This is a genomic window from Erwinia sp. SLM-02, assembly GCF_037450285.1.
Lineage (GTDB): Bacteria > Pseudomonadota > Gammaproteobacteria > Enterobacterales > Enterobacteriaceae > Erwinia.
In genome coordinates this window covers 1,255,167-1,270,274 of record NZ_JAQISN010000001.1, presented here as the reverse complement: position 1 = coordinate 1,270,274, position 15,108 = coordinate 1,255,167, and the positions used below count along the sequence as shown (strand labels likewise).

Sequence of the window (15,108 nt, the reverse complement as noted above, 5' to 3'; positions counted from 1 at the left end):
GCGTAGCGTACGTTAGGAGAATTTTTATTATGTCGGCAAACGAGCAGCAACAAAACGCGACCAAAGCGCTTCCGCCGGGTTACCGTTTTAATGAATTTGAGATTCAGGAAGCGATCGGCGGCGGCGGCTTTGGCATTGTTTATCGTGCCTGGGACCATCTGCTGGAGCGCACCATCGCCATTAAGGAGTTCATGCCAAACTCGCTGGCGACCCGAGGCGAAGATCTGTCCGTCACGCTCCGCGCCGATCGCCATCAGCGGCTGTTTAACGCCGGTATGAACAGCTTTGTTCAGGAAGCACGGCTGCTGGCGCGTTTTAACCACCCCGGCCTGCTGCACGTTCTGCGATTCTGGGAAGGCAACGGCACGGCCTATATGGGCACCCAGTTCTACAGCGGCATGACCCTGAAAGCGTGGCAGACGGACCAGCCGCAGAGCATCAACGAAGCCTGGATCCGCCAGCTGCTGCCGCCGCTGTTCGGCGCTATCAACACCATTCATCACGCGGGCTATCTGCACCGGGATATCTCGCTGGACAATATTCAAATCCAGGAAAATCAGCTGCCTGTCCTGCTGGATTTCGGATCCGCGCGCAAAGAGATTGGCAACCTTTCTGACGAAACCGAGATCATGCTCAAGCCCGGATTCGCCCCGCTTGAACAGTACTGCGAGGAGAGTGACGCCGAGCAGGGTCCGTGGACGGATATTTATGCGCTGGGTGCGGTGCTGCACACGTTGATTGTCGGCAATCCTCCGCCGGTTAGCGTGGTGCGCAGCATCGAAGACAGCTACCGGCCGCTCGCTGAACTCCGCCCCGAGGGGTATTCGCTGCCGCTGCTGAACGCGATCGATCGCGCGTTAACGATGGATGCCACACAGCGCCCGCAGTCGATTGATGAACTGGCCGCGCTGGTCAATCTGCCGGTCAGCGAGGTGGAAGAATTAGTCAGCACGATAAGTGAGCTGCCGCCCTTGCCGCAGGCGGAGCCGGAAAGCCGGCCGGAGACGGAGGCAGAAGCCCCGGTGGTGGCGGTCAATCCGGCAGCCAGCGCCGCCGATCCGCTGATTGCCGCCAAAGCGCCGCAGAAGCTATCGAAGCCCCTGCTGTTGCTGAGTGCGGTGGCCGTGCTGGCCGTGGCGGCCGTGGTGTGGATGCTGAACCGCGATCCTCAGACGGAGCCTTCGACGGCGGCGGCGGCGGATACCCTGCCGGCCGATGCGGCAGCCCCCGCCACTGCAGCAGCCAGCGCGCCTGCGCTGGCCACGGTGTACCTGAAGTTGGGCAGTGGTGATACGCTGCTGCTGAACAACAATGCCATGGCGGTAACGCCGAACAACAGCGGCTACGCGGTGCTGAACCTGGCCGCGGGCGACTATCAGCTTCAGGTACACAGTTCGCGCGGCGACTACCGGCAGCAGCTAAAAATAGACCGCGCCGGTACCTGGCTGATTAACCCGACGCACTGATCGACCGCCCCGGCGGCACTACCCCGCCAGGCCGCTGTGGCACTGCTGCAGCTCGCGCACCTGGCGTGCGAGGTCGGTCAGGCAGTCGTCGTTAATGCCGCGCTGGTTCAGCTCTTTTTCCAGCGAGAAGAGGTACTGCGCATTGGTGCCCAGCGGGCCTGTTGCTTTGGCGATCAGCGGCGCGATGGTCTGCGGGCAGGAGTCCGTTTCATACAGCGGATGGCGCGGATCCATAATAAACACCAGCGCCGTGACCTTGCGGCCATCGTCCAGCGCCAGCTCGCACCAGGTTGGCAGATAGCAGCCGGTGATCATTTCGCGCTTCCACAGCAGCTCCAGCTCTTCATTCAGTCTGGCTTCCGGCAGGCAGAAGGCCAGTCCGGTGGTGTCTCCGCCCTCTTTAAGGGCCAGCATGCGTCCAGGCTGGCTGGCCGTTCCGCGCCCGGCGGTCAGCCGCAGGCAAAACGCGCGATGCCAGCCATTGAGCGTACCGGCGGCGACCTCATCGGCTTCAAAAACCGGGTTCCACATCAGCGAACCGTAGCCGAAAATCCATACCGGGCTGTGGTCAGGGCGGCATGCGAGGGTAGCCGCCAGCGAAGCAGCCCGCTGCTCCGCACTCCATAACAGTGATTCCTCGATATCACCAAAAGCGGTTTTACAGTCAGCTTTTAATAAGAAATCTCGTGTTAACAATTTTACCTCCACGCCACTGCTCAAAATACACCCTGCTGATTTCGCCGTCCGCGATTTAACTACTTTTAGCTATTTTATCAAACATTATTACTGACCTTATGCATTTATGCCGCCGCTTTCAAGTTAGAGGCCGATCACAAAAGAAAAAAAATGACCGGGCGGTGACGGGAAGGTGAAAATTTGATGAGCAAAAGGGGGATGGCCCGATTGGGTGGGTGATGTCGTCTTTGATCTCAGTGCCCGCGCAGACGGGTAGCGATCCCTGCCGGGCTGGTCCTCGCGTCGCTCCGCGATACCTTCTCTTCGTTTGTCAGCCTCACGGACCGCCGCAGACGCGCGTCCTGCGCGGCTGCGCCTTTTGCCCACTTCCCTGTGGGCAAATCCTGGCTTCCTCTCTCCGTTCAGCGCTGCGGATAGCCCTTCAGGGATCGTTACCCGTCTGCTTTTCCCGTTCTGGATTGCCTGAAACTCACGCCCATCACTTTCGATTTGCTCCAGGATACCGATGATCTTGGTGGTTGATGTCGTCTTTGCTGACAGCACCCACGCTGACGGGCAGCGTTCCCTGCCGGGTTGGTCCTCGCGTCGCTTCGCGATACCTTCTCTTCGTTCGTCAGCCTCACGGACCGCCGCAGACGCGCGTCCTGCGCGGCTGCGCCTTTTGCCCACATCCCTGTGGGCAAATCCTGGCTTCCTCTCTCCGTTCAGCGCTGCGGATAGCCCTTCAGGGAACGCTACCCGTCTGCTTTGACCATTTAGTGTTGTCTGGGACTTTCAACCACTTTAGACCGTCAGTTCTGCTGAAAAACCATCACAAAATTTTGGCTACGCAGCGACTCATTTGTATTGAGGGGAACCGCCTGTGCGGCTGGCGGGTAATCCGCAGCGCTGAGGTGCAGGCAGCGGGACCGGAGATGGCAGCAGGGATGCTGACATCAGGCGTGGTGCGGGCAGGACGCCCGTTCCAGGCCGGTCCGAAAGGCCCGCTACCGAAACCGAAGGCACCGCACAGCGGCGCGAGGACCGCCCGCCAGCCGCACAGGCGGTGCCCAACCACCAGACTCTAAGCACTAACCGCATAATACTGGTGGGCAAATCCTGGCTTACTTTTCCTATTTATTCAGGCGACTCATTTGTATTGAAGGGAACCACCTGTGCGGCTGGCGGGTAATCCGCAGCGCTGAGGTGCAGGCAGCGGGACCGGAGATGGCAGCAGGGATGCTGACATCAGGCGTGGTGCGGGCAGGACGCCCGCTCCAGGCCGGTCCGAAAGGCCCGCTACCGAAACCGAAGGCACCGCACAGCGGCGCGAGGACCGCCCGCCAGCCGCACAGGCGGTGCCCATCCACCAGACTCTAAGCAGGAACCGCATAATAATCCCGGTGGGCAAATCCTGGCTTACTTTTCCTATTTATTCAGGCGACTCATTTGTATTGAAGGGAACCACCTGTGCGGTTGGCGGGTAATCCGCAGCGCTGAGGTGCAGGCAGCGGGACCGGAGATGGCAGCAGGGATGCTGACATCAGGCGTGGTGCGGGCAGGACGCCCGCTCCGCGCCGATCCGCAAGGCCCGCTACCGAAACCGAAGGCACCGCGCAGCGGCGCGAGGACCGCCCGCCAGCCGCACAGGCGGTGCCCGGCCACCAAACCCGCAGCCACAAGCTCACAAACCTTAAACTGTCAGACAACCATCACCTATCCAATCATTAGCCCTTTTCTTTTTTGCTAAACCAGTTTAGCTTACTGGCAGATTTTTACTTCAGGACAACTATCATGACGCAACGAATCTGGGTATTGGGTGATGCAGTAATCGATTTGCTACCGGAACAGGACGATCGCCTGTTGAAATGCCCCGGCGGTGCACCGGCCAACGTGGCGGTCGGCGTTGCGCGGCTCGGGGGCAACAGCGCCTTTATCGGCTGCGTGGGCGATGACCCGTTTGGCGAATTCCTGCAGCACACACTGCGCGATGAAGGCGTTGATATCAGCAACATGCATCGTGAAAAAGGGCATCGCACCTCGACCGTGCTGGTCAGCCTGGACCAGCACGGCGAGCGACAGTTTACCTTTATGGTCCGCCCCGCCGCCGACCTGTTTCTCAGCGGCGAGAAGCTGCCGCGCTTCGCCGCCGGTGAAGGGCTGCACCTGTGTTCGATTGCTCTGAGCGCTGAACCCAGCCGCAGCGCGGCACTGGAGGCGATGCACGCCGTTAAACAGGCCGGGGGCTGGGTGAGCTTCGACCCCAATCTGCGCGAGGACCTGTGGCCGGACCATCAGCTGCTGGCGTCCCTGCTGGATACCGCCTTCAGCCAGGCCGATATCATCAAGCTGTCGGAAGATGAGCTGGCGACCCTCAGCGAAGCCGCCGATCTCACGGCCCGCATTCATGATTTTGGCACGCGCTACCGGCCCGCGCTGCTGCTGGTCACCTGCGGTGCCGACGGCGTCTGGCTGTGGCAGGAAAGCACGCTGCGGCACTTCCCCGCCCCAACCGTCAACGTCGTGGATACCACCGGCGCGGGTGATGCCTTCGTGGCCGGGCTGCTGGCCGCCCTGGCGCAGGAAGAGAACCCGCTGGCCCCGCGTCATCTGGAGTCCGCCATTCAGCAGGCCCAGCGCAGCGGCGCGGCGGCCACCACCGCCAAAGGCGCGATGACGGCCCTGCCTTACGCCGCCGACCTGGCCAGAATCTCCTGATTAAATGGATAAAATGCTAACCCGATCACACTTCCTAAACCGGGTTAGCAAATCTGATTGATAAGATCGAACCACCTGGCATAACCTCGCTATCGAACCGGTTTAGCAAAAATCATAAAACATACACTCTGGATAACCGCGAAGATGATCAAACCTTCAATTCTGACCCTTGCCATCGGTCTGGCGCTTGCAACACCCACCCTCACTTTTGCCGCTCCGACTCTCAGCAGCCTTGAAGCGCGGTTAGCCGCCATGGAGGCGCGCCTGCAGCAGGCTGAAAACCGGGCCGCCGATGCGGAAACACGCGCCACCCGCGCAGAAAAAGACGTCGCCCGGCTGCAGGCGCAGACCACCCGCCAGGCCGAAGCGGCTACGTTTGCGGCCCGCCCGGCAACGTCAGGCTCTCCGGCAGCTTCGCATTCCGCATCGGGTAGCGCGCTGCCGGGTTCAGTATCCGGCTCATCTTCTGCCGTCGCGGGTTCCGCCAGCCCGACTGACGCCCCGGCAGCGCAAACGGCCAGCACTGCCGTGGAGACTAAATCTTCATTCGCCGACGGGTTTGAATTCCACGGCTACGCCCGTTCCGGCCTGATCATGAACGACTCCGCCGCAGGAACGCAGAGCGGCCCGTATCTGACGCCGGCCGGGGAAACCGGCGGCGCGGTAGGTCGACTGGGCAATGAAAACAACACCTACGTCGAACTGAATTTCGAACACAAGCAGCAGCTGGCTAACGGGGCCACCACCCGCTTCAAGGCGATGCTGGCGGACGGCCAGAAGGACTACAACGACTGGACCGGCAGCACCAGCGAACTGAATATTCGCCAGGCGTTCGTCGAACTGGGCAATCTGCCCGACTTCAGCGGCCCGTTCAGCCACAGTACCCTGTGGGCCGGGAAGCGCTTCGACCGCGATAACTTCGATATTCACTGGCTGGATTCAGACGTGGTGTTCCTCGCCGGGACCGGCGGCGGTATCTACGACGTGCAGTGGAACGAGGGGCTGAAGAGCAGCTTCTCCCTCTACGGGCGTAACTTTGGTGATATTGAAGCGATTGATAACACCATTCAAAACTACATTGTCACTACCAACAACTTCGCCGGCCCGTTCCAGCTGATGCTGAGCGGACTGCGGGCGAAAGATAACGATGAGCGGGTGAATACCGCCCGCCAGAACGACAACGCGGGTGACACCGGCCTGCACGCCATGCTGGCACTGCACAGCGACAGTTTCTGGGGGCTGCGTGAAGGCCAGGCGAAAACAGCCGTCCTTTATGGCCGAGGGCTGGGTGCAGAAGTGAAAGGTATCGGCTCCGACGGTAACCTGACCCAGCAGGCACAAACCTGGCGCCTGGCCAGCTACGGCGTCACCCCGCTCAGCGATCGCTGGAGCTTTGCCCCGGCGGTACTGGCGCAGACCAGCAGCGACCGCTATGCAGAGGGCGACCACTACCGCTGGGCGACGTTAAATGCGCGCCTGATCCAGGAAATCAACCCGAGTTTTGCGCTGGCTTATGAAGGCAGCTATCAATACATGGATCTCGATCCGCAGGGATATAAAGATCGGCAGGCCGTTTCCGGCAGCTTCTGGAAACTGACCTTCGCGCCGACGTTTAAGGTTGCCGATATCGGCGACTTCTTCACGCGCCCGGAAATTCGCCTGTTCGCCACCTGGATGGACTGGAACAGTTCACTGGACCGCTATGCCAGCGATGATTCGTTCGGCAGCACCGGCTTCAGCGCCGGCGGCGAATGGAACTTTGGCGTACAGATGGAAACCTGGTTCTGATAACCGGCCTGAAACATTAAATCACCGACTGAGGGAATGATGGATTTTGACAAAATAGCCCGTGAACTCCTGCCGCTGCTGGGCGGCCGGGAAAACATCGCCAGTGCCGCGCACTGTGCCACCCGGCTGCGGCTGGTGATGGTCGATGATGATAAGGTGCAAAAAGAGGCCATTGAAGCTGTCGAGGGCGTGAAAGGCTGCTTCCGCAACGCGGGCCAGATGCAGATTATCTTCGGCAGCGGCATCGTCAATAAAGTCCACGCCGCGTTTATTAAGGTGGCGGGCATCAACGAGTCGAGCAAGAGTGAAGCGGCGGATATCGCAGCGAAAAAGCTGAATCCGCTGCAGCGCATTGCGCGTATTTTGTCGAATATCTTCGTGCCGATCATCCCGGCGATTGTCGCCTCAGGCCTGCTGATGGGCCTGCTGGGCATGATCAAGACGTATGGCTGGGTCGATGCCAGCAGCGCGCTGTTTATCATGCTGGATATGTGCAGCTCGGCGGCCTTCATCATCCTGCCAATCCTGATTGGCTTTACCGCCGCGCGCGAGTTCGGCGGTAACCCCTATCTGGGCGCAACGCTGGGCGGCATTCTGACCCACCCGGCCTTAACCAACGCGTGGGGCGTCGCCAGCGGTTTCCATACCATGAATTTCTTCGGTCTGGAAATCGCGATGATCGGCTATCAGGGCACGGTATTCCCGGTGCTGCTGGCGGTCTGGTTTATGAGCCACTGTGAAAAAACCCTGCGCAAATTTATCCCCAACGCGCTGGATATTATCCTGACGCCGTTCCTGACCGTGGTGATCTCCGGCTTCGTGGCCCTGCTGATTATCGGCCCCGCCGGTCGCGGGCTGGGTGAAGGCATTTCCCTGGTGCTCAGCACGCTGATCGCCCACGCAGGCTGGCTGGCCGGGCTGATCTTCGGTGGCCTGTATTCGGTGATTGTGATCACCGGCGTGCATCACAGCTTCCACGCGATTGAGGCGGGGCTGCTGGGGAATCCGTCAATCGGCGTTAACTTCCTGCTGCCGATCTGGTCGATGGCCAACGTGGCTCAGGGCGGTGCCTGCCTGGCGGTATGGTTTAAAACCCGCGATGTGCGCACCCGCAGTATCGTTCTGCCCTCGGCGTTTTCCGCGATGCTGGGCATCACCGAAGCCGCCATCTTTGGTATCAACCTGCGCTTTATCAAGCCGTTTATTGCCGGACTGATCGGCGGTGCCGTCGGTGGCGCATGGGTGGTGGCGATGCACGTGAATATGGTGGCCGTGGGTCTTACCGCGCTGCCGGGCCTGGCCATCGTGCAGAGCAGTTCAATGCTGAACTACCTGATCGGCATGGTGATTGCTTTTGTCACCGCCTTTGTGCTGTCGTTACTGCTGAAAATCAAAGTTGAGGTGAAAGCATGAGTGACGCCCATCTGGTTAAACAGGCGCTGCGCGCGGTGCTCAGCGGCCAGCAGCGTGCGGCCGCCGATCGCCATCGCCCGGCCTGGCATCTCGCTCCGCCCGTCGGACTGATGAACGATCCGAACGGATTTATTCAGTTTAACGGCCGCTATACGCTGTGCTATCAGTGGAACCCGCTGGCCTGCGCGCACGGAGCCAAGTTCTGGGGGCAGTGGAGCTCGGCGGATCTGGTGCAATGGCGGCACGAGCCGCTGGCGCTGGCGCCCTCGGAGAGTTATGAAAGCCACGGCTGCTACTCCGGCAGCGCGGTGGATAATCACGGCGAACTGACGCTGGTCTATACCGGTAACGTCAAATTCGAGAACGGACGTACCGCATGGCAGTGCCTGGCGGTACAGGACGAACACGGCGAATTTCGCAAGCTCGGCCCGGTGCTGCCGCTGCCGGAAGGGTATACCGGCCACGTCCGCGATCCCAAAGTCTGGCAGCATAACGGCAGCTGGTATATGGTGCTGGCCGCGCAGGATCTGCAGCTACAGGGAAAAGTGTTGCTGCTGGTTTCCCCCGACCTGAACAGCTGGACGCTGCTGGGCGAGATGGCCGGTAGCGGACTGAACGGGCTGGGCGATTTCGGCTATATGTGGGAATGCCCGGACCTGTTCCGCCTGAGCGATCGTGACATCCTGCTGACCTGCCCTCAGGGGCTGGAGGCCGACGGCTGGCGCTACCGTAACACCTTCCAGAGCGGTTATTTCTGCGGCACGCTGGATTACGACACGGCGCAGTTCCGCCACGGCGAGTTTCATGAGCTCGACCTCGGCTTTGAATTCTATGCGCCGCAAAGCTGCCTCAGCGACGATGGTCGCCGCCTGCTGATCGGCTGGATGGGGCTGCCCGACGGCGATGAATTTTATCAGCCCACGCTGAGCCATGGCTGGATCCATACCATGACCTGCCCTCGCGAGCTGACGCTGGCGGGCGACAGGGTGATTCAGCGGCCGGCGCGTGAACTGCAGCTGCTGCGCAGGCAGGAGACGCAGATGAAGGGCATTGCGGGTAACCTGCCTGCGCTGGATGTGGACTCTGCAGAGCTGATGCTGTCGGTCGAGGGTAGCTTCCGCGCCAGCTTCGGTGAGGTACTGAGCCTTAACGTCGATCATCATGGCCTGACGCTGGGGCGCAAAAATCTGCGCAGCGGTAAACCGGAAGAGCGCCGCTGGTCCGGTGAGGTACGCACGCTGCAGATCCTCTGCGATTGCTCCAGCGTGGAAATTTTCATTAACGACGGCGAAGCGGTGATGTCGTCACGTTACTTCCCGGACGCTCAGCCCCACCTGCGCTTCAGCGGCAGCGCGCAGATTAGCCTCAGTCACTGGAGGTTGCGGCAATGCGTGATAGAATGATCGCCTGTTCATTCACGCCTAAGCCACTGTGACTAAAAACAAACGTATCACCATTAACGATATTGCCCGACTGGCCGGTGTGTCTAAATCCACCGCCAGTCTGGTGCTTAATGGCCGCGGTAAAGAGCTGCGCGTGGCCGAAACCACCCGCAGCCGGGTGATGGACATCGCCCGCCAGCACCACTATCAGCCCAGCATTCACGCCCGCGCGTTAAACTCCAGCCGCAGCAACACCCTGGGGCTGGTGGTGCCGGAAATGACCAACCACGGATTTGCCCGTTTCTCTCATGAGCTGGAAATGCTGTGCCGCGATGCCGGACTGCAGCTGCTGATTGCCTGCACCGCTGAAAATGCCAGCCAGGAAACGCTGGCGGTGAGCAGTCTGATCCAGCGCCAGATCGATGGCCTGATTGTGGCATCAAGCATGCTCAACGACGCCGAATATCAAAAAATTAACCAGCAGCTGCCGGTGGTGCTGTTTGACCGTCATCTGGGCGAGTCGACCCTGCCGCTGGTGATCACCGACGCCACGGAACCGACCGCCACGCTGCTGGAAGCGGTGGCCCGTGAAGGCTATGACGAAATTTACTTCTTCGGCGGACAGCCGCGCATCTCCCCTACACGCGACCGTCTGGCGGGCTATCAGCAGGGTCTGGCGCGCGCAGGGCTGGCGGTGCGCCCGGAGTGGATTATGCACGGTCACTACCACTCCAGCTCGGGGTATGAGATGTTTGCCGAGCTGTATGCCCGTCTGGGGCGCGTACCGCAGGCGCTGTTCTGCGCGGCCTGTGGGCTGCAGGAAGGGGTGTTACGCTACCTCAGCCAGCACGGGCTGCTGGATACCCCAATGCATCTGTGCAGCTTTGATGACCACTACCTGTATGATGCGCTGTCGGTGCGGATTGATACCGTGGAGCAGGACGAACGCCTGCTGGCGTGGAACTGCTTTGAGATGATCGTGCAGCTGATTGACGAGCAGACACCGGAAATCACCCAGCGCTGGCTCCCTGCCCGGCTGAAGTGGCGACGGGCGAAAAACCCGCAAATCTGACGGGAAAAACGTCCCGCACAGCGTTGTTGAGGCTTCCGGCCCGCCGGGAGCTTTTTTCCCTACCGACAACCATCGCCAGACGTTCAGGTATCAGGATAATCTCCGCCAGTTTGCGGTAAGCGCCTGATATGCCGCTATGCGTGGGACATCTGCGTTTCTGCGGTCAGTGCGGGACGTTATGCGATCAACGCTTGCGGTGCCATTTCTCGTCGTCGCCCTTGTGGTACTGGTGCTTAACGGCCGCCCAGGCCACCTTGTGGGCGACCTCCTCGCGTGAGTCATCACCCCGGCGATCGTCGCCGTCTTTGTACTGCTCCCACGCGCTGTTGAACGCTTCCTTATAGATCTCCTGCGCATGTGCGGGCAGAACGTGCTGAACGGCGTCAGGCAGCGCCTGGCGGGATTCGTAAGGCATAAATGACCTCCCGGATTCATCATAATGAGTACAGTTTAAGCCTGGCGCACGGGGCGTTTTTTGCCACCCCTGATTTTAGCCAATCTGAAAGAAATTCAGCATCACCCACCCCATTACCGCCTGGCAAGTCCCGAACCAACCCGATTTACGCATCAGATTATTTTATTTTATTTAATAAACAACCTGATAATTCATCATGATAAACACCAAATTATCAAAAATAAGGACTTAAGACCAAATTCACTTAAAGTCCGTAAAATCGCGTAAATAGTTTTCAGCTGTATGAAAAAAAAGATTACACTTTCGCCACTTGTCACTGATACTTCAGTCACGACTTATGAGGCCCCCCGACGGCGTCGGTTTGGGTCAGCGGTTTTCGATAAGGAGCGTTAGCCTATGAGTGCCCACGAGAGCAGTAAAACCCGCCACACCGAGTACTCCCTGATTTTTCCTCTGGCCGCCCTGCTGGTCCTGTGGTTCTGGGGCCACACCACCTCAATGCCCGTCGTCGTCGGCATTAATTTACTGGCGCTGGTCGCCATCCTCAGCAGCGCCTTCAGCGTTGTTCGCCACGCCGACGTGCTGGCACACCGCCTGGGCGAACCCTACGGCTCGCTGATCCTCAGCCTTTCCGTGGTGATCCTTGAGGTCAGCCTGATTTCCGCCTTGATGGCTACCGGCGATGCCGCCCCGGCGCTGATGCGCGATACGCTGTTCTCCATCATTATGATTGTCACCTGCGGCCTGGTGGGCTTCGCCCTGCTGCTGGGCGGCCGTAAGTTCGCCACGCAGTACGTTAATCTGGTCGGCGTAAAACAGTATCTTATCGCCATTTTCCCACTGGCGGTCATCGTGCTGGTGCTGCCCGTGGCGCTGCCGAACGGCAATTTTTCGATGGCTCAGGCGCTGCTGGTGTCGGCGATCTCCGCCGCCATGTACTGGGTATTCCTGCTGATCCAGACCAAAACCCACCAGAGCCTGTTCGTTTATGAACACGAAGATGATGACGGTGACCCGCATCACGGCAAGCCTTCGGTACACAGCAGCGCGTGGCACACCGCCTGGCTGATTGTGCACCTGATCGCGGTGATCGCCGTGACCAAAATGAATGCCAACCCGCTGGGTGAGCTGCTGACGGCCATGAATGCGCCGGAGCAGTTTACCGGCTTCCTGGTGGCGTTGCTGATCCTCTCCCCTGAAGGGCTGGGCGCAATCAAAGCGGTGCTGGCGAATCAGGTGCAGCGTGCGATGAACCTGTTCTTTGGTTCGGTGCTGGCGACGATTTCACTGACGGTGCCTGCGGTAACGATTATCGCCGCGCTGACCGGGCAGGAGCTGATATTCGGGCTGGAGTCGCCGCAGATGGTGGTGATGATCTCCGCGCTGATCCTTTGCCAGATTTCATTCTCTACCGGGCGCACCAACGTGCTGAACGGGGCTGCGCACCTGGCGCTGTTTATCGCCTATCTGATGACCGTGATGCTGTAACGTTAAAAGGGCCGGATAACCCGGCCCTTTGTTCTCTGATTGACTCTTCTTCCGCGCGTTACTCAGCACGATAGACCAGCGTATGTCCCGCCCCGTTCAGCGTCAGCGTTTGCCGATCCAGCGTTACGCTGGCTCCCGTATTCAGCACCTCACCCAACATCTGTTCCCACTGGTTGAGTTCACCGTCACGGCACAGCATCCGGGTTGATGCCAGCTGGGGCACCTTCAGCCGATCCTGTTCAAACTGCCCCTGGCCGAAGAAACGGTTGCACATTACGCCGCTGACGCGCAGGCCCGGCGCGAAGCTGATACCCGGACGGATCCCGGCACGCTGCCCAACCGCTTTCCCGTCAACTGAACTCAGCACGAAATAATGATTCAGCAGCGGTTTCTCATCAAAACGGTTGCCGTCGCTACTACAGCCGCTGGCTGAGACGGCTGCCAGCAGTAACAGGATAGATTTTTTCATGGTGGCTCCTTGCGTAGAACCTGTGCCCGCTCGCCCGGTGGGGGCGAAAGAGGAGGTGAAAATCGGAGAGAAAACGGGCCTGAAAATCAGGCCCGGAGAGAGATGACGCAGACTTAGTTGCTGGTATCCAGCTCGGCGAAGCTCTTGACCAGATCGTCAATCGCTTTCATCTGCACCAGGAACGGCTCCAGCTTATCCAGCGGCAGCGCCGACGGGCCGTCACATTTGGCGTGAGCCGGATCCGGATGCGCCTCAATAAACAGGCCGGCAATCCCAACCGCCATGCCGGCACGCGCCAGCTCGGCAACCTGTGCACGACGACCGCTGGAGGCGGCACCCATTGGGTCACGGCACTGCAGGGCGTGGGTGACGTCGAAAATCACCGGGCTGCCGTTAGATACCTGCTTCATGACGTTGAAGCCCAGCATGTCGACCACCAGGTTATCGTAGCCGAAGTTCGCACCGCGATCGCACAGAATGACCTTATCGTTGCCGCCTTCGGCAAATTTATCCACGATGTTACCCATCTGGCCCGGGCTGACGAACTGCGGCTTCTTGACGTTGATCACCGCGCCGGTTTTCGCCATCGCTTCCACCAGATCGGTCTGGCGGGCAAGGAAGGCCGGCAGCTGAATCACATCAACCACGTCCGCCACAGGCTGTGCCTGGCTGGCTTCGTGGACATCGGTAATGATTTTCACGCCGAAGGTTTGCTTCAGCTCCTGGAAGATTTTCATCCCTTCTTCCAGACCCGGACCGCGATAGGAGTGAATGGACGAGCGGTTGGCTTTATCAAACGACGCCTTGAACACATAAGGAATACCCAGCTTCTGGGTTACGGTGACGTAGTGTTCACAGATGCGCATCGCCAGATCGCGGGATTCAAGGACGTTCATGCCACCAAACAGGACGAATGGCAGATCGTTTGCTACCGGGATATCACCAATGCTAACCACTTTTTGTTTCATGTCTTCGCCTTATGTCTTAGAGGTATTCACCGCGCACGATGCATCAGTGCAGGGTTATCTGTTTCTGTTCAATAGAGTGGATCTGCAGCTTGATCATTTCGCTCACCGGATCTTCGGGGCACTGCTCCACAAAGTAGGCCAGATCGCTCAACGCCACGTGTTCGCAGTCCAGCTGGGCAAATATCAGCCCGCGATCGCGGATTTCATACGGGTCATCGGGATCCATCTGCACCAGCACCTGACTGACCTGCAGCGCCGTTTCCATCTGTTTTTCTTCCATCAGCGCGGCTTTCAGCGTATCGAGCATCTTGCGCAGCACGGCCAGCGGTTCGGCCTCCTGCAGATCGTCATCATACAGTTCGGCGATCGGGCCGATGTTGCCTTTCAGCCACACCTCGAGGGTGTGTTCATCCAGCGTGTCGCCGTTGAAAGGATTGATCAACCAGATATCTTCATCAATCCATTCGGCACGCAGGATCAGCTGCGTCGGGAAAATGACCGGACACAGCGGCAGCTCAAGCTGGTGGGCAATATGCAGAAATACGATACCTAAAGACACCGCGGTGCCCTGACGGGTACGCAGTACGTTATCCAGCCAGAGTGAGTCGGAGAGGCGATAAATTCCACCTGCGCCGCCGAACCCCCACTGGTGCCAGAAAAGCTCTATCAGCTTCTCCAGCTGTATATCGGCTTCAAGCTGCGGTGAAATATTTTCCCGCGCTTCGGCTACCAGGGCCGACAACTGCTCTCTGACGTTTTCAGCCGGAAAGTCGCTGCGAATAGCCAGCGATGCCGCGATAACCGCTTCACTCAGCGGGGCGGCAGTAAAATCAAAATCAGCTAAGGACGTCATACAAACCCCAACAGTGGCATTTTAGTTGTGGCTAACCTGACAATCGCATAAACAGCGACCAGGGCCACAATGAACGCAATCCAGCGCACTTTCTGCGCTCGTGGACGGCGTCCAAGGGCAATAAAGCCCAGTGCAATATAGATAATAACGCCAAACAGCTTCTCAGTCAGCCAGCTGCCCTGCGGTGAAAACGGGTAAAAGTGGGTAATCGTGACCAACAGCACACCCGACAGCAGCAGCAGCGTGTCGTTGATATGCGGCACAATCCGCACCCAGCGCCGCTGCAGCATGGCAGACTGGCGCTGTAACCACCAGAAACGTAAAACAAACATCAGCACGGTAATGCAAACCGTCAGCAGATGGAAATGTTTTAGCGGAAGATACCAGGTTGCCATGTTGCC

13 protein-coding genes are annotated in these 15,108 nt (G+C 59.2%); 7 read left to right on the top strand and 6 right to left on the bottom strand.

The window, feature by feature from the left end; all coding sequences use genetic code 11:
• Positions 1–29 precede the first annotated feature (29 nt).
• Positions 30–1,466, top strand: a complete 1,437-nt coding sequence (locus PGH32_RS05815) for a serine/threonine protein kinase (RefSeq protein ID WP_337893458.1) — start codon at positions 30–32, stop codon at positions 1,464–1,466.
• A gap of 18 nt (positions 1,467–1,484) precedes the next feature.
• Here the strand turns inward: PGH32_RS05815 and PGH32_RS05810 are convergent, their stop codons facing one another.
• Complete coding sequence (locus tag PGH32_RS05810; RefSeq protein WP_337893457.1) at positions 1,485–2,162, bottom strand: gamma-glutamylcyclotransferase; 678 nt, start codon at positions 2,160–2,162, stop codon at positions 1,485–1,487.
• Between the two features lie 1,773 nt (positions 2,163–3,935).
• Between PGH32_RS05810 and PGH32_RS05805 the strand changes: the two genes are divergently transcribed.
• The 5 genes from PGH32_RS05805 to PGH32_RS05785 all read left to right on the top strand — a co-directional run bounded on the left by PGH32_RS05805 (position 3,936) and on the right by PGH32_RS05785 (position 10,514).
• Entirely contained in the window at positions 3,936–4,859 is a 924-nt protein-coding gene (locus PGH32_RS05805; RefSeq protein ID WP_337893456.1) for an aminoimidazole riboside kinase, read from the top strand.
• A 144-nt stretch (positions 4,860–5,003) separates the two neighbouring features.
• Positions 5,004–6,647: a carbohydrate porin gene (locus PGH32_RS05800; protein ID WP_337893455.1), complete on the top strand. Its 1,644-nt coding sequence runs from the start codon at positions 5,004–5,006 to the stop codon at positions 6,645–6,647.
• Positions 6,648–6,686: 39 nt separating this feature from the next.
• Positions 6,687–8,060 (top strand): sucrose-specific PTS transporter subunit IIBC, encoded by a 1,374-nt coding sequence (locus tag PGH32_RS05795; protein ID WP_314421971.1) that lies wholly within the window; start codon positions 6,687–6,689, stop codon positions 8,058–8,060.
• Complete coding sequence (locus PGH32_RS05790) at positions 8,057–9,463, top strand: sucrose-6-phosphate hydrolase (protein ID WP_337893454.1); 1,407 nt, start codon at positions 8,057–8,059, stop codon at positions 9,461–9,463. Before PGH32_RS05795 ends, PGH32_RS05790 begins: the two co-directional genes overlap by 4 nt.
• Positions 9,464–9,491: 28 nt before the next feature.
• Positions 9,492–10,514, top strand: a complete 1,023-nt coding sequence (locus PGH32_RS05785) for a substrate-binding domain-containing protein (RefSeq protein ID WP_314421973.1) — start codon at positions 9,492–9,494, stop codon at positions 10,512–10,514.
• A gap of 184 nt (positions 10,515–10,698) precedes the next feature.
• Here PGH32_RS05785 and chaB read toward each other — a convergent pair whose 3' ends face one another.
• Positions 10,699–10,929 carry a putative cation transport regulator ChaB gene (chaB, locus tag PGH32_RS05780; protein WP_314421974.1) on the bottom strand — a complete coding sequence of 77 codons (231 nt, stop codon included), beginning with the start codon at positions 10,927–10,929 and terminating at the stop codon, positions 10,699–10,701.
• Between the two features lie 396 nt (positions 10,930–11,325).
• Here chaB and chaA point away from each other — a divergent pair, with 396 nt between their 5' ends.
• Positions 11,326–12,417 carry a sodium-potassium/proton antiporter ChaA gene (gene chaA, locus PGH32_RS05775; RefSeq protein WP_314421975.1) on the top strand — a complete coding sequence of 364 codons (1,092 nt, stop codon included), beginning with the start codon at positions 11,326–11,328 and terminating at the stop codon, positions 12,415–12,417.
• Positions 12,418–12,475: 58 nt separating this feature from the next.
• Here the strand turns inward: chaA and PGH32_RS05770 are convergent, their stop codons facing one another.
• From PGH32_RS05770 to PGH32_RS05755, 4 genes are all read right to left on the bottom strand, one after another.
• Positions 12,476–12,886 (bottom strand): META domain-containing protein, encoded by a 411-nt coding sequence (locus PGH32_RS05770; protein WP_314421976.1) that lies wholly within the window; start codon positions 12,884–12,886, stop codon positions 12,476–12,478.
• A 113-nt stretch (positions 12,887–12,999) separates the two neighbouring features.
• Entirely contained in the window at positions 13,000–13,854 is an 855-nt protein-coding gene (gene kdsA / locus PGH32_RS05765) for a 3-deoxy-8-phosphooctulonate synthase (protein WP_314421977.1), read from the bottom strand.
• Between the two features lie 43 nt (positions 13,855–13,897).
• Positions 13,898–14,707, bottom strand: coding sequence for an invasion regulator SirB1 (gene sirB1 / locus PGH32_RS05760; protein ID WP_314421978.1), 810 nt, complete (start codon positions 14,705–14,707; stop codon positions 13,898–13,900).
• On the bottom strand, positions 14,704–15,102 hold the full coding sequence (locus tag PGH32_RS05755) for a SirB2 family protein (protein ID WP_105594355.1): 399 nt from the start codon (positions 15,100–15,102) through the stop codon (positions 14,704–14,706). The genes sirB1 and PGH32_RS05755 overlap by 4 nt, the downstream gene beginning before the upstream one ends.
• Positions 15,103–15,108: the final 6 nt, after the last annotated feature.